Source organism: Methylacidiphilum caldifontis (assembly GCF_017310505.1).
Taxonomy (GTDB): domain Bacteria; phylum Verrucomicrobiota; class Verrucomicrobiia; order Methylacidiphilales; family Methylacidiphilaceae; genus Methylacidiphilum; species Methylacidiphilum caldifontis.
This window is the reverse complement of sequence record NZ_CP065957.1, coordinates 1,828,277-1,846,311: the sequence shown is the minus strand read 5'-3', so window position 1 is coordinate 1,846,311 and position 18,035 is coordinate 1,828,277. Positions and strand designations below refer to the sequence as shown.

The window sequence follows — 18,035 nt, the reverse complement described above, 5'->3', positions numbered from 1 at the left end:
GTAGTCGCTAAGTTTGCCCCTTTCGCCAGTAACGACCAGTCCAGTCAATCACCATTAGAGGTTCTGAAATTTTCCTCCGCTTGCGGAATTCATCAACAGCAGCCTTACAGGAACTCATTGCATAATCGTCAATAATGCAAAATCCACCAGGAGAAAGCTTGTCATACAAGGACTCTAGAATGTCCATAGTTGAGCGATACATATCAGCATCAGCTCGAAGGAGCGCAAGCTTCTCAATCGGGGCATTCGGAAGGGTTTCATGGAAAAAACCCTTGAGGAAAACCACCTTGTCATCGAGGAGCCCGTAACGGGAAAAGTTGTCCCGAACCTCCTCCTCCGAAACAGACATAAAGGCTTCCGCTGCACTATTCTTAACAGTCCAATGACGGTCTTCTCGATCTTCCAGTCTTGGATTGGGAAAACCAGCAAAGGAATCAGCGACAATAACCCGCCGCATGTCTTCCCCATAGGCGTAGAGTAACGCTTTCATGAAGATCGCAACTCCACCACGCCAGACCCCCGCCTCGAGCAGATCGCCTTCGATCCCTTCGGCTAAAATCGTCTCGACACAAGCCTGCACGTTCTCAAGCCGTTTCCAGCCTACCATGGTATGACCATCGATTGGCCAAAAAGATCCCTCTTCGGTAGCTGACTCGGGGAGTTGTCTCAGAAGGACCATGCCTCAATTTGCGAAGGGTGGTAGCGAGAGAATCCGGTCTGTGATCCAACGAGCCAACCTGGCTGAGAAGGAGTTTGACTGAAAAACCGGGCTGAGATGGGTACGCCATAGCCGGCGCGTCAGCGTTTTTTTAATCAGCTTGAGGTAGTGACCCCGCAACTCTTCAAGTCGAGAAGCCATATCGCTTTCTTTTCTGCATTTTAACTCAGCTGAATCTTGCATGTTGCCGTTGTTTCTTTTTACTCTGATCTAAACTTAAATTTCCGATAAATCTCCCTTTTTATGGAGTGGGGAAAATAGATCCAACGCATCAAGTTGATCAAAAACGGCTTGACTCCAGTTTCTTATCCGTTGCCTCAGAAGAAGAGGAATAGATTTATCATCCAATGCAAGGGATGGTCTTAAACCAGTTTTAACCAATTGTTGCATCGCCTCTTGCAAAAGTGAAGAAATTTTAATTTCATAGGGTAAATAACTTTTTCTAAATTGTTGCCCAGATTTAGAGTCGTAATAATCACTGAAATGCGCAATTTTTGAATGCATCATATTTTTTGCAATGAGATATTTACAATGATCCTGAAGAACGGTCGCCCAATCGAATATTCCTCCAGTAGACCCAGGATAAGGAGTGATCGAACCCACGGCCACTACTTCTACTTTCATTTCTGTAAGCACTTCAGGAGTAATTAGCTCTTTCCACCACCCCTTGATTTCAACTCCACTATTAGCTGGAAGATCGACAAGAGTAAACTCATTTTCTGCTGCCGTTTCTAAAACCATGTCACATTCTCTTGCACTGCGTATGTCAAGTTTAAGACTCTCTCTAAACCAGTGGCTTATACCCCCTGCTTTCCCTGAATTTTCCAGATCAGCTTCAATAACCTGGACACTTTTGCCCTTCAACAACAGCCAATCAGCCAAAAGAAGCATAGCTGTAGTTTTCCCTGTTCCTCCTTTAGACCCAATGGACATTAAAAGGTAACTTTTAAGCATGAAAGAGAAAAAATTTTAGAATTGCTGAGCGGGCATAGTTTACAAAAATAAATAGGAACGGTCAATAGACAGCAAAAATATTTAACAATTGTAACAATTTTTTAACAATTGTAACAATTTTTGCTTTGTTTTTTCTTTACAAGGAAGATTTAAAACCAAAAGGGATCAATCTAGCGGTATGTGTAGTCTTCAAATGCTTTTATAGCTTCAATGACATTTTCTTTTAGGCATACGGGTGGGATAATCTGTTGAATGGATTTCTTAATAATCTTATTCAGAGGGTCCTCTTTTTCTTCTTTTAAAACAGGCTTTCTTAGAGTCTTAAAGCTCAATGAGTTATCCATTGCAGAAATTTTATTATTTCTTTGTTTATTCCAAGCTTTATGAATAACCCTCTTCAATTTGGAACTTCCTTGTTTAGACTTTTGCTTTTAATCTTCTATTTTTCTTTTTATTAGATCTTTTTGCAAGAACTAAATCTCGTAAAAGCTTCTTTCCACGAAATATCCTAGACATAACAGTTCCAATAGGCACTTTTAGAATCTGGGCAATATCTAGATAAGTCAGTTCATCCATGTAATAGAGTAACAAGGCGATTCGGTAAGGCTCCTCAAGTTGAAGCAGGCAGTCCACAACATACTGGCAGTCAACTCTTAGATCTCCTTTATTTTCTTCTATAAGAAAATTTTCCATCTCTTCGATACCCATGTTTTGATAGCGTTCTTCTTTCTTTCTCAAACGAAGAAACAACCGATACAAAGTGGTAAAAAGCCAGTTCTTCACTTTCAAACCATTCTTTAATGCTTCCTTATGTGTATAAAGAAGAATAAAAGCCTGCTGGACTAAATCACATGCTTGATCGACATCTCTACAAAGAGACAAAGCAAACCGGTATGCATCCTTGTAATGTTCTTCAAAAACCTTTTCAAATTCTTCTCTATTCATAACCCTTTTGTCCTTTAACTTTCTTAGAAAGATTTGTTGGACTGAAAATTTATATTGCAGAGGGTAAAAAGATTACCCGGGACTAAAATTGAGGATTGCTAGGTTTTCCTTTCTCTAAAACTAAGTCAGCCTTAAAATTGACATTACCTAAGAAAGAAAACGACAAGGAAATTCATGACTCCCTTATCTAGCCCTAGCTTTATCAATTAAGAAAAAGATTTAGGAGGAGGACTAAGGGATAAAAGACAAACCGAATCGAGATTTTTCTGGATCTGATAGAGAGTCTGTAAAAAAAGGTTGTTTCTTTTTACAACAATAGTTAGAGAAGGCGTGATCATGGGAGAGGCCTTTTTCAAGGACTTCGACCATGCCATTTTCTTTGCTTCCTTAAATTGTTCTTTTGAAACTTTTTTACAGATAGAGCAGGGATGTTTGCCATCAAAAGTCATTGTTATTCCACTCTCCACTCCATAATTAGAGGAATATTGGGAGATCATCTTCCCATAGGCAACAAAGAGAATTAAAATCCAATGTAGCCCCACTATGCCAAAAAGAGATAGCAAGGAAAGAATGGAGCCAATCTTTTTCACTCCTCTTTCATTGGATTTTTTTCTTATCTATGTCAATACTATTTTTAATTTCTCGGTAGAAATCTGTAATATCCTTTGCTGGAAAAATCCAATTTTGATCTTTTCCATCTTGCATTGCTTGATTTTAAAAAATTATTCATTCTTTTCTAAATCCCATCAATACTCTCAGTAAACATAGGCATAATAATGCTCAAAGAACTCATTCTTATCTTTTGTCTTAATTTAAGCTTTTCTATCTTCCCACCCTAATCTTCTCATTATTGGTAAAATTCAGGGTAATGTTCCTAAAGTAATCTTTTGCCTATAGCTCGGATGAACTTATCAACACTTTCTATAGCTCATTCTTTGACAGTCTTTGTTGAAATTCTTAGCTGAAACAATAAAAAAACTCCCTAGCCATAAAGGTCGCATACATATTTGTCTAACTTTTATATAACGACCTATATCCAAAAAGAAAACTGTTTCATCAGACTTACTCATTCCAGCTCAAACAGCAACAGAGCTAACTTCCTTCTTTATCGAGACCGGTTTTACTTCGGCCTTGTGACTGAATCCAGAGCCTTTCTCTCTACAGGCTTGACCTCCGGCGTGTGTCACGAGCCGGTCATGCCCCTTTCCGCGTCGATAACGGCAGCACATCGATCGCCTACCCGCACGCGGAGCACCTCTTAGCTACTGGCGAAGAACCGATCCGCCACAAGCACCAAGCCGCCGTGCCGTTCGGGCTTGTATTCCAACTGTCGCCGGAACTCGAAAAAGCCCATGTTGGCAATAGATCGAGCCAGAGGGCGGTTTCTGCCCCTCCCACGCGCATTCAGCACCTCGATGGCGATGGTGTGGAATCGCCGGCTGAGGCTGGATATAAGCTTGTGCAGGGCCTCCTGTCAGATGTTTGGCGATGCGAGCGTAAAGCTATGTCTGCTTTATACACGCCTTCGCCCAGTTGCGCGAAAGACGGCACAAGAGCCTGAGCAGACGCTTGAGCAAGGCCGTGTTCGTCCTTTGGGCCGAGGAGGGTCTCTCCCGTCAAGAGCGTCGCCTGGGCCGCAACGCCCAAATCCATCCCAACCGTGCCTTTGTTTTCCGCGCGGCCTTTTCCCCTAGGCTTAGGGATTTTCGCCCACCCGATCCAAAAGTTCATGAACGCTTCGACTAGCTAAATGATCGCCATCTGCAGGGCGCATTTGCTGACGTTCTGCATACAAGAGAAAAGCTCGCGCTTGATGGCACCCAAGCTGTCGGCGCAGTGCCAGCGGCACGGGCAAAGTAGGTTGCCTGCGTGTTGTTGGGATCAAGGGCGATTATGTAAGTCATCAGCATGCCTGCGTCTCCTCAACCGCTTTCTTCACGCCATCGAGCAGCTTCAAGTTCTTGCAGGAACGTTGCCGCAGAGCCGAGCACTGAACACTGTGATGATCTCCAGTACGTCCTTGGCTAAGTCTTCCTCGAAAATCGTCTTCTCGCCCTAGTTGAAAATGGCCATTTCAACACTCTTTGCCTCGCAAATGGCAAAGACCAGTTCCGCGCCGAAGCACAGTAGCCGATCTTCATGCGTGATGACGAGTCGGTCAACATGGCTTGCAAGGATGGCATTGAGCAGCCGCTTCAATCCCTTCTTGAGGTAGTTCATGGCCCAACACAGGTTGGCAATGACCTCAAAAGTCCATCCCTGACGGTCACAATAAAGTTCTAGCACTTGTTTTCGCCGCTCCAGGTCATCTTTCTAACCGTGGCTGGACAGGCGTGAATAGGCCACAGTCCGGCGCTAGCGTCCGCCTTGGCACAGAATAATTCAGGCTTGATCTTGGCCAGGTCATAGCAGCGATGGCCGCCTCACCGTGTGTTCGGTGTCCAGTCTGCCCGTCGCCTCCCAGCGGCGCAGCGTCGTAATCGATACGCCCAACACCGAGGCGGCTTCACCAATGCTTACCAATCTTTCCATATTGGAGAGTATCGAATTTGGAATTCAACCTAACTGTTCAAGCCCTTAAAAGGATAAACTCAAATCGTTACTCTTTATACCCATTGAATAAACTACTCCCGCCAAGACTAGACGGCTATGGCCTGAGTTTCGTGCTTCGACGCAGCGTGACTCTCTTATAAAGAGTTTTCAAAACTTTTTCAAGGGAAAAGTCCGTTTCACCACCCCCTGAACCACCATGCGGTTACAGCAGGCGGGGGCACTGCGACGCCTTCTGGGGTAGATGGTAAGGGTATTATGGGAAAAAAAAGATCAGATCATGCAACTTCTTCCCTGCCATCCAAGAGAAATAACCCTGTTGTTTTCTACCAGAACAGGCACGCTTCTTGATTGGGTGATTTCAAAAAGCTTTTGTAAAGCTTCGAGGTCGGTCTCACAATCATATTCGATGAATTTCTTTTTTTGTCCAATCAGCTCTTCCCTCAACTCTGCTGTAAATGGACAACTTTTTGACCCGAATAGTTCCAAAATAGGCTCTGAATCAACAAGAGCTTCGCAAAGCTGGTGATAGATCGTAGCCTGCACTTCCTGTATTCGAGGAATATAATCAGAACGAACAACAATGGGAATATGGGCTAACTGTCTTCGGACAACTTCTCCGCCTTCATTACCGAGTAAAGCTACGGTCAATAGTTCCCTTTTGTTTGCTTCCTCAAGAGCATGGATCACATTTTTGGAACCTCCACTCGTGGATAGGACAATAGCGACATCATCCGGTTTCGCATGGGCATGGAGTTGTCGAGAAAAGAGGACTTCGACCCCAATGTCATTAGCTAAAGCTGAAAGAACCGCTGATTCCATGGCCAATGAAATGGCTGGAATGGGATTAGCATTGGGAATAGGCGGATTAATCAAATCCAAAAGAAAATCGTTAGCATCTGTTGCTGAACCCCCATTGCCTATAAGGATAAGTTTCCCACCTTTTTTTAGCCTTTCTTTAACCTCAATAATGGCCTGGATAATTTTTTCTGATTCTTCATCAGCAATTTTTTTTCTTAAAACCTCAACTTCCTTTGCCTTAGCCATAATGGATTGAGCAACCTGTTCAAGGAGTTGATCAGTTTTCTGTTTTTCTTGTCCAAGAAAAGGATAAAGAAACGAAGCCTGCTCAAGATCAAGGCCCAGCTCACGATGTTCAAAAAAAAGATGTACAGTTTCCCAGAGCATGTGATAAAGCATTTCGACTATTTCTTGAAATACCCAAGGATCTGTAGTCGGTGAACAAAGAGCATAGCTGCCATCTTTACCTGGCAAAGAAAATGTCATTGCTCCCCTTGAATAAGCCCATTGCAAGGCTTCTTTTACTGCTGAATCTTCTTCCAGGGGAGAGAATCCAAATACAATATCCTTTGAAGAACACAAAACTTTTAGCCAATGGGTAAAATCCACTGAAATATCCAAAGCGGGAAGAGCTCTTTTACCTACAATGACCGGATGTACAAATTCCACAGCGATATGTTGGGCATCTGTAACAGCCTGTCCTTTGCCAAAAGCTAATATTTTTGCTCCATCCAAAAACCGCTCAGCGATCTTTTGACTCATCTGAGCCAGCCGAAAAGCTTCTTGCTGGAAAAAATCCCTGCAGAGTTGATTTCTCTGTTCAATGCTTTTGTTGATCCATAAAAGCTCCTTGTTCATTTGGATCTTTAACATATTCTTGGAAGGGGATCTCCTATAAGCATGTCAACACGCCGACTGCCTCCATAAGAAGACACAGCCAAGACTACTCCAGCAGGTTGTTCCCTTATTTCACCTATGTGGGTAGCCTCTTCTCCTCCAGGAACTTTTCTAAGTTCTTTTAATATCTCTAAAAGCAAATCTTTTTCAACTATTGCTACAAACTGCCCTTCACAAGCAATATGCAGAGGATCAAGTCCAAGGATTTCACAGGCTCCTCTAACCTCTTCTCTCAAAGGGATCATCTCCTCAAAGAGGACAACTCCCATTTTTATCTCCCTGGAAAGTTCGTTGAGAGCCGTGGCTACCCCTCCCCGAGTGGGATCCCTCATCCATTTGACCGCAGCGGGATGAACCGAAATCATTGCTTTAATCAGTGGCCATAAGGGTCGGCTGTCAGACCCTAAATTAGCTTCCAATTCAATTTCTCCTCTAGCGAGTAGAATCGCAATTCCATGATCACCAATTGGACCAGAGACAATGACTTGATCACCAGGCTTTATCCTCTGTGGGGATAGATTAACCTTGGGATCAACAATCCCAAGCCCTGTTGTGGTTATGTATAAACCATCGCCTTTACCATGCTCAACAACTTTCGTATCTCCACCAATGACGGGCACAGTAGCTATTCTTGAAGCCTCAGCGATAGCCTGAATTTCCCTTAAAAACACATCCATGGGAAGACCTGCTTCAACAATGAGGCTTAGAAGGATAGCCCGAGGTTGGGCTCCCGATACAGCCAAGTCATTTACCGTGCCATTAATAGCCAGCTTGCCAATCGACCCACCAGAAAACATTAATGGATGAACAACAAAACTATCCGTGGTCAGAGCGATTCGTCCTGCTCCATAATCGACGACGGCAGCATCAGAAAGACTTTCCAAAATCGGATTCTTCAAGGCGGGTAAAATAGCCGATCTGATTAACCGATACGTTGATTTTCCCCCAGATCCATGCGCCAGCTCAATCTGTTGTCCCAATTGCTCGCTATTCATTATCCATTAAACTCTCACTTATTTCCTTTTCATTGAAATTTATCTTTCGACCTTTTGCGTCCATTAAGCTCTAAAGGCTATCAGTGATCCCTTCCTTCCGGCCAGTATGTTGATAATAAGCGGCACATGCTCCTTCAGAAGAAACCATTAGGGCTCCTACAGGGTGCTCAGGATTACAAACTTTGCCAAAAAGTTTGCACTGATAAGGTTTTAACACCCCCTTGAGCACTTCCCCACATTGAGAAGATTTCGGATCAGTCAGAACAATTCTATTTAACTGAAAATGTTCTTCAGCATCCCACTGGGCATAGCTTTTATTTATTTTCAAAGCCGACTGCGATATAAACCCTAAGCCTCTCCACTCAAAATAAGGACGCAACTCAAAAACTTCTTGTATAACTTTTAAAGCAGTCCGGTTCCCTTCCCATCTCACGACACGGTTGTATTGATTTTCTACTTCATTTCTTCCTTCTTGAAGTTGTTGAACAATTTTAAGGATAGACTCCAAAAGATCCAAAGGTTCAAATCCCGAAATCACTATGGGCTTACGATAATTTTTAGAAATAAATTCATAAGGCTGGCATCCAATAACGGTAGAAACATGACCAGGTCCAATAAAACCATCTATTCTCATGTCTGGAGAATCGAGAATCGCTCTAATAGCAGGGACAATGAGGACATGGTTGGAAAATACGAAAAAATTTTTTATTCCTAACTTCTTCGCTTGTATTAAGGTTAATGCTGTAGAGGGAGCAGTGGTTTCAAAACCAATGGCAAAAAAAACTATTTTCTTATCCCTGTTTTCTATGGCTAATTTCAAATTATCCAATGGAGAGTAGATCATTCGAATGTCCCTTCCTTTAGCTTTTAATTCTAAAGGGCTTCCCTTTTTGCCTGGCACTCTCATCATGTCTCCAAAAGCGGTCAAAATCACCGAGTCATCGTTAGCCAAGGACATTCCCTCATCAATTCTACCCATCGGTAAAACACAAACAGGACAGCCAGGACCATGAATAAGCTCAATATTTGGAGGTAAAAGTTCATGAAGCCCAAATCGGTAAATCGAAAAGGTATGCCCCCCACAAACTTCCATAATCCGATATTGAATCTTTGGGTCTACTCGACGAGCGATTTCCTGAGCTGTTTTTTGAATTAGCTCTTTATTGCGGAATTCATCTACAAATTGCATCGGATATTTAAAACAAGCGCTGAATTAAACGGCTAAAGCTCTTTATCTTGCGGTCCATCTTCTCTTTCTTTTCCTAACCGATAACCTTGGATCTCCTCAATGAACTGCTTTTCTTCTCCAAGCAGAGAAAGCATTTGAAGCTGTTCTTGAGCTTCTTGGTAAGATATTTTTTCCAAAGCAAACCCTACATGAACCAATACCCAATCTCCGGGTAAAACTCCTTCCTCTTTAATAAGTTCAATATTGACTTTCCGTCTTACCGAGGAAATTTCAACAACTGCAAACTGAAAAAATGGTGAACTGTCTTTTGTCGAAATGATTTCAATAACCTTCCCTGGAATGGCAAGACACATTGGTTAAAAGTATTTTTTTTGACTCTTTATGTCAACCGTTGCAAAAATCTCTTATTCCCTCTCATCATGTATTTTTATAATTTCTTTGGAGAAATTTTTTCTCATGAGCTAAAGCAATGAGTTGACCTAAAGAGATGTTTTCGTCATTGGGAGAAAGTTGCCGATGAAAATAAAGTTCAAAGTCTTTTGTACAAAAAAATCGGAGTAGATCTACTAAAAGAGCATTTTGAAAAACTCCCCCTGAAACAGCTATCTTTTTGACGCAAAAAGCAGAAGCAATTTGAATAATAATCCAACAAAGCCAGTAATGGAATCCAAAAGCGAGTTGCTCTTTGGGCCAATGATTATTGACTGCTTCTGTAAACCAAACAAAAAAATCATTTAAAGAAATCTGAGGTTGAGTTCTAATTAATTTTTTTATGAAAGCAAATCTTTCCCATGGCAGACAATCTAAAGAGCCAAACGACTTTGCATATCTTGTGGCTAGCTTTTGAACCTCCATCGCAGCCTGCCCTTCAAATGTAGAAAGGTCATAACCCCCAAGCATTGAACAAACACAATCAAAAAGTCTTCCTACACTGGAACACAAAAAATAGTGCTTCAGATTTAACAGCTTTAGATAGGTATGCCATTCTGAGCTAGAAAACTTTTCTTTTAGAAGGGATTCTTTGCCGACTTTCCAGAGAATACCTAATGCAGAAAGCCTAGGCTCTTTGATGGTTTTGTCTCCCAAAAGAAGGGGATAATAGCTAAAATGTTTTATCCGATTCATCTTTCCATTTTGATAAAGAAAAAACTCTCCCCCCCAAATTGCTCCATCTTCTCCAAAACCCGTCCCATCCCAAATTACTCCAAGTATAGGTTCAAGATCATAAATCAGATCGTTTTCTGCTAACACAGCCCAAAAATGAGCCTTATGATGTTGAACATAAAAAGGAGTTATTTTTCTTTCCGCCGCCAGAGATAATCCTATTTCAGTAGATCGATAAGCTGGGTGAAGATCTATGGCAAGAGAGTTAAGATCTAGATTAAAAAGAAGAAAATAGTAATTTAATTGCTTTTTATAATTTTCTTCGGATTCAAAATTTTGTAAACTTCCTAAATATTGAGAAACATAAATGTTTCCCTCATGACATAGAGAAAAACATCCTTTTTGATCAGCACCCAGAGCTAACAAGGAAATCTTCTTATCCAATCTCAAATTTTCATGAGCATAAAAAGGGGCATAAGATCGACTCCTGCGCAAAAATATCGGTTGTTTATAAAATGGAGACGAAATAACCACGGAGTCATCCTGAGCTACAATAATTTGTCGATTGTGGCTTAAAACCTTATCTACCAGGTGCCCTAACCGGGTATAAATTTCTTGATCCATTGAAAGAATAGGACTTCCTGAAATGTTTGCACTTGTGGCTACAACGGGTTTCCCTACATGTTCTAACAAAAGAATATGCAGAGGGCTATAGGCAAGCATAACTCCTAATGTATCCTGTCCAGGAGCAACTAATTGGCTAACCAAGCTATGGTTTCCCTTTTTTCGATCCAAAATAACAATCGGTTTTGATCTTGAATTCAACAATTTCTGATCTTCGTCACTCAGTTCGACCTCTTTTTTAACGGATTGTATATCCAAAAACATTAAGGCGAAGGGTTTATGAGGTCTTTTCTTTTTTTCTCTCAATCTTTTCAATGTTTGTTCATTTCCCGCATCGGCTATCAGAAGAAATCCACCAATTCCTTTTACGGCAACAATTTCTCCTTTTAAAATCGCCTCCGCTGCTTGATTAATTGTTTGTTCCCCATAAGAAAAGTTCGTTTTTAGATTGTCGCTGAGGCTTAGCTCTATTCCACATTTTTTACAGGAATTGGTTTGAGAAAAAAATCTTCTATCCAAAGGGTTTTGATATTCCCTTTGACAGTCTTCACACATCTTAAATGGTTCCATGGACGTTCTTTGTCGATCATAGGGAAGAGCAAAGATAATCGAGTAACGTGGTCCACATTGCGTGCAGGTAATAAAAGGATAACCATACCTTCGATCGGTTGGACAATGAAGCTCTTGAATGCATTGTTCACAAACGTCTAGATCAGGCAAAAGAAGAACAGAACTACTTCCTTCTTTTAAACTCTCTTTTATAAAAAAATCCTTATATCCTTGAACAGGCACTTCCTGATAACTTGATTCTGTAACCAAAGCAATAGGAGGATAATGGGTTATGACAAAGAGATAAAAATCTTGCAGTTTCTCTTTCTCTCCTTCTACATAAATATGCACTCCATCGGTATCATTACTTACCCAACCACCAAGTTTTTTTTCCTTGGCTAAACGATAAACAAAAGGACGAAAACCAACTCCTTGGACTTTGCCTCTTAAATGAAGATGCCAAGCACTGAAAGATCGATCCTTTGTGTCCATTCTTATGAAAGCTGATTAACATTAATAGGTTTTTTAAAGGTAATTTTTTAAAGGATATTACACTCCCCCTTCAATTACCCAAAACAGTCCCACACCTATAGCTAAACTGCCAAATAGCCTTCTTAACCATTTTCCACGGTTAAAAAAAACCTTTATCCTTATCATCTTTCCTAAAAGAAAAGCAAAAATAACCATGCCTAAAATGGCTCCAAGCCCAAAGCCTAGTATGTAAGTAATAGCCATGGATGAACGAGGAAAAGAAAGAACAGGCAAAGCGGAAAAAAAATGACCACTTCCCGCTATTCCATGAAGAAGTCCTATTCCTAAAGGAGCATGGACATGATGATGGTCTTCAACAAGATGCTCCTTAGAGGACACGACTCTTTCCTTGTGAAAATGGATATGACAGTGCTCCAAGCCGTCATGAGCATGATAATGAACATGGAGGTGATCCCTGAAACTTCTTCTTATTCCCCATATTCCTATTCCAATCAGTACCAATCCCACCGTTCTTTCTGCCCAGTTAGAAAGGAGAATAATAGGAAAAAACTTTCTCAAAAAAAACAGCATTATCCCTAATATCCAAATGCCACCACTGTGACCTAATCCCCAATACAATCCCACCTTCCAAAATCCACTTTTTTTTTCTAATGTAAGGGGAGCAAGAGCGGCTAAGTGATCGGGACCGCTCAAGGCATGTCCTATGCCCACTAAAAGTCCACTTACAAAGGAGACAATCAACAAGTTAAACACATCTTTCTTTTTTCAATATTAGACAAGACCGTTATTTATTTTTTCTCTCTGAGTTTATCCAATTCATTATTTATCCACTTGAACCATTGTCCAAAGCCTTCACCCGTTTTAGAGGACAGTTCCAATACTTCAATTCCAGGTCTTATTCGTCTTAATCCCTCCTGGCATCTTTCAATAGAAAATTCTGTGTAGGGGAGCAGATCGATTTTGGTTAGAATGACAAGATCAGCTCCATAAAAAGCTTCGGGATATTTGAAAGGTTTATCATCACCTTCGGCTATAGAAAGCAGAACAACCCTTTTGCTTTCCCCTAAATCAAATAAGGCCGGACAAATTAAATTACCGACATTCTCTATCCAAACAATCCCCCCCCGAATCACAGGCAACTGTTCCAAAGCATGAGCAATTAAATGGGCATCCAAGTGACAGCCCTTGCCTGTTTGAATTTGTAAAGCAAATGTTCCTGTTTGTCTTATCTTTTCCGCATCGAGTTCTGTTTGTTGATCCCCTTCAATGACTACAGAAGGAATCTTTTCCCGCAAGCTCTCCAAGGTGCGTGTCAACAAAGAAGTCTTTCCAGAACCTGGGCTAGAAATTATATTAACGGCCAAAAGATTGTTATTTTTAAAAAAAGCTCGATTTTGTTTTGCAAAAAAAGCATTTTTTTCTAAAAGGTCCATTTCTAAGCTAATTTTCCTCTTTTCTCCATTGCTGGTATCCTTTGGATTCTTATCTAAAAATTGATGGTCATGTTGAAAATGATGAGAAAAACGAGCTCCAGAATGTTCCTTATCGTTACATCCACAATGTTCACACATTTCAAAACTCTCCTATGTGGTTGATGGTTTAAAATGTGCTTTTCTCATTGCTTGATCAATCTCGTTTTTATAAAACTCTTATCCCATGGAGATTCTTATTTAGTACCCAATGAATGGCTTAATAGCTGGTAATTATTTTCCTCATGTCGATTTGAAAAAATCAAAAGTAAGACCCATTTGTTTTTGAAGATTCTCTCTCAAATAAGGTGTAATTTAAAGCTTTCTTGCTTTCCCAATGAATATCACCATAAAGTCAAATCTAATTTTCTATTATCTCTTCTGCCTCTATTTATGTTTTTTTGATGAGCCAATAGAAATTCATGCTTCTTCAGCCGTTTCTGTCAGTAGAGATACTGCTGCCTTAGCTCGATCTTATCAAAAACTCAGCCTATCCCAATACAGCCAAGGGATGAAACTGATTCAACTCTTGAAAATCAAACCTGGAGAAAAAATCCTGGATATCGGATGCGGGACTGGAGAACTTACTGCCTATTCTGCCCAACTTTGTGCACCTCGAGGCATTGTAGTTGGTATAGACCCTTCGCCTTACAGAATAGATCTAGCACGAAAAAAAAGGATAAAATATTGCTCTTTTCAAGTCGCAAGCTCCGATAATCTCTCCGCTTTTCCTTCTAACCATTTCGACGTTGTTTATCTCAACTATGTGTTTCATTGGATTGCTGATAAAAAGTCGGTTCTCAAAGAAATATTTCGAATTCTTAAACCCGGTGGACGACTCGGGATAACAATGGGTGATAAACAACAGAACTCAACAGTGTTTGCTATTCTTATGACCTCGATTAAAGAAACAATGGGCAAAATTCCCTATGGGGAACTTGTTACTCCTTATTACATTTCTAAAGAACAACTCCTGCAATTAGCCAATCAATGCGGTTATTCTGTCGATTCCCTTACTGTTGAAGAAAATATCCATTACTTAAATTCTCCGACAGAAGTTATAGAATTTTTCGAAGCGAGCGATTTTGGTAATTTTTTAGGAGGCATTCCTCAACAAACCAAAACAAAGATAATCCATAAGATGAAGGAAAAATTGGCCCAGATTTCCATTCCAGGTAGAGGAATAGAAATGAAATATCGAACTCTTATCTTCGTTGGCCACAAGCCCAAAAACAAAAGTAGCCCTCGCCCAAAACTTGGATTTAAAAACCCCTAAATTTCAAAAATCTTTAACTCCATAAGAGGCCCTATTATTCTACCCAGTTCTTTGAATTGGATAATGGACCGTTCATTCAAGGCTTAAAATCGAGCTTATTGTTTTATTTTACCGGTTAAGAAGCAAAGTAAGAAAATTTCCATCAAACACTTAAATTCTTGGTAAGAAAAGGAAACAGCCGTTTTCTTCCTTCTTAAAATTTTTGTTCCAAAAAAATCAATATTGCTTCGGTTTCTTCTTTGAAGGGTTATCCCAATAAAAAAGATACAGAAAGAATCCAATGAAAAGCCATCCTATAAAAGCTAGAATTGTAGTCAGGCTTAAATGGATAATCAAAAAAAAGCAACTGAAAATCGAAAGAATGCCTGTCCAAGGCATTCCCGGAGCCCTAAAGGGAGCGTTCAGTTCCGGATTTTTTTTCCTCACAACCAATACGGATACCGATACCATGATGAAAGCGGTCAATGCTCCAACATTGGTCAGTTCTGCAACCGTATGTATCGGGGTAAATCCTGAAAGCAAAGCCACGATTAGACCCGAACTTAAAATTATCCTGTAAGGGGTGTTAAACTTAGGATGAAGTTTTTCCAAAAATGGTGGCAAAAACCGATCCCTAGACATAGCAAAAAAAATCCTACTCTGACCATACATATTCACAAGAAGAGCTGATGTAATGCCTCCTATAGCCCCTACACTGACAATGGATGCCGTGAACCGTTCGCCAACTTGTATCAAAGCATAAGTAACGGGATCTTTCACATCTAATTTTTTGTAGGGAATAACCCCCGTCAGTAACAAGCCAACCAATATGTAAAGGAAAGTACAGAACACCAGGGAACCAATAATTCCAATAGGAAGATCTTTGCCTGGATTTTTAGCTTCTTCCGCTGTTGTAGATACTGCATCAAAACCAAGATAAGCAAAAAAAATGAAAGCAGCTCCTCCCATGACACCCTTCCATCCGAAAGGCATGAAAGGAACCCAATTTGACAAGTTTATATGCCGGCTAGCCACAAAAATAAAAAGGAAAATAACCGCTAATTTCAAGCCCACAATAAAATGATTAAACCAGGCACTTTCCTTGACCCCTTTGGCTAGTAAAAGAGCAATTAAAAAGACTATTACCATAGCAGGAATATTCATTATCCCACCCTCGTAAGGGGCATGAGCAAATTTTGAAGGAAAGGGAAGACCCAATACACGCAGAAGATCGACCATGTAAGCTGACCAACCTATCGCAACCACCGCACCGGTAAGAAGATAAGCCAAGATCAAGCACCATCCCGTGATCCATCCCGCAAATCTACCTATTGCCCTGTATGCATAAGTATAGGCGCTGCCAGCAGAATGAACAAAAGAAGAAAACTCCGCATAGGCAAAGGCTGTAAAAAGACAAACGATTCCTGCAAAAACAAAAGAAATACTCAAAGCAGGACCCGCTTCCCTGGCTGCAGCAACTCCTGTAAGAACAAAAATTCCAGAACCGATTATTGCACCAACTCCAAAAAGAAAAAGATCGAAAGCATTAAGGGTTTTTGAAAGTTTTTGCTTCTCTGAGGGTTTCAAAAGATCCATTGGCTTTAAACTATTTTATATCACTGACAAGAAATGCCTTTAAAAATAACCGAAGGTTTCAAAAATTTTATTTTATTTTTTTCTTGTTTAAAAGAGTAGCGATTTAATTCGTTTTCTCTATTTTTTTTCCATGGACAATCTTGTCATTAGAGAAGCCACCCCAAAAGATCTTCCCCTCTTATATTCTCTTTTCAAGATGGTTATTGAAGAACAAAACTCCTATCCTTTCAGCCTTCCTTTTTCTTATGAAGATTTTATCCACTTTTGGCATATCCCTACACCCTCTTGGAAATTCTGTGCTTGTGTCGAAGATATAATCACAGGGGGCTACATTCTCAAACCGAATTTTATAGGCCTAGGTGATCATATCGCCAATGCCGCTTTTTTTGTTGCCCCTCCCTTTCGTAAGCAGGGCATTGGAGAAAGCATGGGATGGCATGCGATAAAAAAAGCAAAAGAATTAAAATTTCTCGCTCTACAATTTAATTATGTTGTTAGCACAAATTACCCGGCAATTAACCTATGGCTTAAACTGGGTTTTAAAATAGTTGGGACCGTTCCCAAAGCTTTTCGTCACCCTAAAAAGGGTTTTACCGATGTTTATGTCATGTTTAAAGAAATCGAATAATAGGTCTTGACGATCCCTTTCCCTTTATTTTTTTGAAGGAGGATTTTCAATATCAGCAGAATCTTTGGCTTTTCCCTCGGTAGATTGATCCTTGGTAAACTCCTTTTGGATGTTTTTCCATACCATTTTCCATACTTGTTGCAAGATGTAATAAAAGAACCCCATCCGAGTCACTTTGGAAAGAAACCATCGAAGGGAATAAAGAAGCAGACCTACAGCTATTCCTACAATTAAGCTGATAAGAAGGGTGTTTTCCTTTGAAAGATTATCACTGACCCGCTTCACCGATTCAATGAAGCGAGCCCGCGCTTCATCAAGTCTTACTTTAGGATTCGATTTGCTATTTTTCTTATTATCCATAGAAAAAATCCTGAAAGTAGGGTCATAAATGCACCACAGAGAAATGCTCCTCCAATTTTTCCTACTCCAGCACTGAAAAGCAGATAAAGTCCCCAAATTCCATAAAGAAATCCTATAAAAAGAGAAAGAAGAGAAAAGGAGATGAAAAGAAGACTGACCAAAAAAAGGAATACCAATGACCATGCACGATGCTGCAGATAATGGATCTCGGCTTCAACGAGCTCTACAAATCTAACAATAAGTTCTCCTATCCCCCAAAATTGTTCTTTTTTTTCAGAACTTTCATCCGTCTTCTTTTCCATGAATACCTCATAACTAAAACTATTTTATGGAGACTAGGAAAAAATGAAACTTAAAAGAGGAACTTTAAAGAAAAAATCCCTTTTTACAACTCCTTCATTCCCAATTATTCTTTTATTTATTTTCCATTCGCAATTCTGTTTTTTTCCTTCAGCTGGAAGAACTTAGGGTGGAGGTATCGGCCTTGAAGGTGGAATCTGCCTAACGGGCTGGCTCATGAGCCAATATGTTTGAAGTTCATGAATCATATCTGTCCAAAATGGAGAAATGTGCGCCGTAACGTCGATTTCTCCAAATGAATTCCGAGGAAAATCCTGACTCATGTCGAAATGACCGCAAAAACCACTGACAACATTTCCCTCTGGAGATCTCGTAAGAACGGTTACTGCCGTACGCCATTGGACAGCAACTCCACAAGGATATTTCCGACTCGGTTCAATAGAGAGGATAGTAATTTTGACAAAGGGCCTTTGTTCCAATCTTTCCTTAAATAATTGTTTATCTCTTTCAGTAATCGGACAGATCTGTTGTTGTCTTTTACTGCACGAAACCAAACAGAAAAATACCAAAATGAAAAGCCCAAGACTTTTTTCCAATTTTCTACCCATC

Annotated in this window: 18 protein-coding genes and 1 pseudogene; 3 read left to right on the top strand and 16 right to left on the bottom strand. The window is 40.3% G+C overall.

The window, feature by feature from the left end; all coding sequences use genetic code 11:
- Window positions 1-7 precede the first annotated feature (7 nt).
- The 5 genes and pseudogenes from IT6_RS08585 to IT6_RS08565 all read right to left on the bottom strand — a co-directional run bounded on the left by IT6_RS08585 (window position 8) and on the right by IT6_RS08565 (window position 5,113).
- Complete coding sequence (locus IT6_RS08585; RefSeq protein WP_206826082.1) at window positions 8-679, bottom strand: TylF/MycF/NovP-related O-methyltransferase; 672 nt, start codon at window positions 677-679, stop codon at window positions 8-10.
- Between the two features lie 255 nt (window positions 680-934).
- Complete coding sequence (locus IT6_RS08580; RefSeq protein WP_242524184.1) at window positions 935-1,651, bottom strand: nucleotide-binding protein; 717 nt, start codon at window positions 1,649-1,651, stop codon at window positions 935-937.
- 438 nt (window positions 1,652-2,089) lie between these two features.
- Entirely contained in the window at window positions 2,090-2,617 is a 528-nt protein-coding gene (locus IT6_RS08575; protein ID WP_206826079.1) for an RNA polymerase sigma factor, read from the bottom strand.
- Between the two features lie 206 nt (window positions 2,618-2,823).
- Window positions 2,824-3,207 carry a hypothetical protein gene (locus IT6_RS08570; RefSeq protein WP_134439673.1) on the bottom strand — a complete coding sequence of 128 codons (384 nt, stop codon included), beginning with the start codon at window positions 3,205-3,207 and terminating at the stop codon, window positions 2,824-2,826.
- A 1,313-nt stretch (window positions 3,208-4,520) separates the two neighbouring features.
- Window positions 4,521-5,113, bottom strand: a pseudogene (locus tag IT6_RS08565) (IS607 family transposase).
- On the opposite strand from IT6_RS08565, the gene IT6_RS10475 reads away from it, so the two are divergent.
- Window positions 5,046-5,198 (top strand): hypothetical protein, encoded by a 153-nt coding sequence (locus IT6_RS10475; protein WP_242524375.1) that lies wholly within the window; start codon window positions 5,046-5,048, stop codon window positions 5,196-5,198. The pseudogene IT6_RS08565 and the gene IT6_RS10475 sit on opposite strands and share 68 nt — an antisense overlap.
- Before the next feature lie 242 nt (window positions 5,199-5,440).
- On the opposite strand, the gene IT6_RS08560 is transcribed toward IT6_RS10475, so the two are convergent.
- The 7 genes from IT6_RS08560 to hypB all read right to left on the bottom strand — a co-directional run bounded on the left by IT6_RS08560 (window position 5,441) and on the right by hypB (window position 13,389).
- A complete protein-coding gene (locus IT6_RS08560) occupies window positions 5,441-6,841 on the bottom strand; it encodes an SIS domain-containing protein (protein ID WP_206826077.1) in 1,401 nt (466 codons plus the stop codon).
- Window positions 6,835-7,860: a hydrogenase expression/formation protein HypE gene (gene hypE / locus IT6_RS08555; protein WP_206826076.1), complete on the bottom strand. Its 1,026-nt coding sequence runs from the start codon at window positions 7,858-7,860 to the stop codon at window positions 6,835-6,837. Before hypE ends, IT6_RS08560 begins: the two co-directional genes overlap by 7 nt.
- Window positions 7,861-7,930: 70 nt before the next feature.
- A complete protein-coding gene (hypD, locus tag IT6_RS08550; RefSeq protein WP_206826075.1) occupies window positions 7,931-9,049 on the bottom strand; it encodes a hydrogenase formation protein HypD in 1,119 nt (372 codons plus the stop codon).
- Between the two features lie 32 nt (window positions 9,050-9,081).
- Window positions 9,082-9,402 carry a HypC/HybG/HupF family hydrogenase formation chaperone gene (locus IT6_RS08545; protein ID WP_134439670.1) on the bottom strand — a complete coding sequence of 107 codons (321 nt, stop codon included), beginning with the start codon at window positions 9,400-9,402 and terminating at the stop codon, window positions 9,082-9,084.
- Between the two features lie 64 nt (window positions 9,403-9,466).
- Window positions 9,467-11,818: a carbamoyltransferase HypF gene (hypF, locus tag IT6_RS08540; RefSeq protein WP_206826070.1), complete on the bottom strand. Its 2,352-nt coding sequence runs from the start codon at window positions 11,816-11,818 to the stop codon at window positions 9,467-9,469.
- A 57-nt stretch (window positions 11,819-11,875) separates the two neighbouring features.
- Window positions 11,876-12,571 carry a sulfite exporter TauE/SafE family protein gene (locus IT6_RS08535; RefSeq protein ID WP_134439668.1) on the bottom strand — a complete coding sequence of 232 codons (696 nt, stop codon included), beginning with the start codon at window positions 12,569-12,571 and terminating at the stop codon, window positions 11,876-11,878.
- A 35-nt stretch (window positions 12,572-12,606) separates the two neighbouring features.
- Window positions 12,607-13,389: a hydrogenase nickel incorporation protein HypB gene (gene hypB, locus IT6_RS08530; RefSeq protein WP_206826067.1), complete on the bottom strand. Its 783-nt coding sequence runs from the start codon at window positions 13,387-13,389 to the stop codon at window positions 12,607-12,609.
- A 235-nt stretch (window positions 13,390-13,624) separates the two neighbouring features.
- On the opposite strand from hypB, the gene IT6_RS08525 reads away from it, so the two are divergent.
- The gene (locus IT6_RS08525) at window positions 13,625-14,563 is read left to right on the top strand and encodes a class I SAM-dependent methyltransferase (protein ID WP_134439666.1); all 939 of its coding nucleotides are present in this window, start codon (window positions 13,625-13,627) and stop codon (window positions 14,561-14,563) included.
- Window positions 14,564-14,779: 216 nt separating this feature from the next.
- On the opposite strand, the gene IT6_RS08520 is transcribed toward IT6_RS08525, so the two are convergent.
- Complete coding sequence (locus tag IT6_RS08520; RefSeq protein ID WP_206826064.1) at window positions 14,780-16,138, bottom strand: amino acid permease; 1,359 nt, start codon at window positions 16,136-16,138, stop codon at window positions 14,780-14,782.
- 130 nt (window positions 16,139-16,268) lie between these two features.
- Between IT6_RS08520 and IT6_RS08515 the strand changes: the two genes are divergently transcribed.
- On the top strand, window positions 16,269-16,766 hold the full coding sequence (locus tag IT6_RS08515) for a GNAT family N-acetyltransferase (protein WP_206826063.1): 498 nt from the start codon (window positions 16,269-16,271) through the stop codon (window positions 16,764-16,766).
- Between the two features lie 24 nt (window positions 16,767-16,790).
- Here IT6_RS08515 and IT6_RS08510 read toward each other — a convergent pair whose 3' ends face one another.
- From IT6_RS08510 to IT6_RS08500, 3 genes are all read right to left on the bottom strand, one after another.
- The gene (locus tag IT6_RS08510; protein ID WP_206826061.1) at window positions 16,791-17,126 is read right to left on the bottom strand and encodes a 6TM ABC transporter family protein; all 336 of its coding nucleotides are present in this window, start codon (window positions 17,124-17,126) and stop codon (window positions 16,791-16,793) included.
- Complete coding sequence (locus IT6_RS08505; RefSeq protein ID WP_134439662.1) at window positions 17,087-17,428, bottom strand: hypothetical protein; 342 nt, start codon at window positions 17,426-17,428, stop codon at window positions 17,087-17,089. Before IT6_RS08505 ends, IT6_RS08510 begins: the two co-directional genes overlap by 40 nt.
- Window positions 17,429-17,590: 162 nt before the next feature.
- Window positions 17,591-18,034 (bottom strand): hypothetical protein, encoded by a 444-nt coding sequence (locus IT6_RS08500; RefSeq protein ID WP_206826059.1) that lies wholly within the window; start codon window positions 18,032-18,034, stop codon window positions 17,591-17,593.
- Window position 18,035 lies beyond the last annotated feature (1 nt).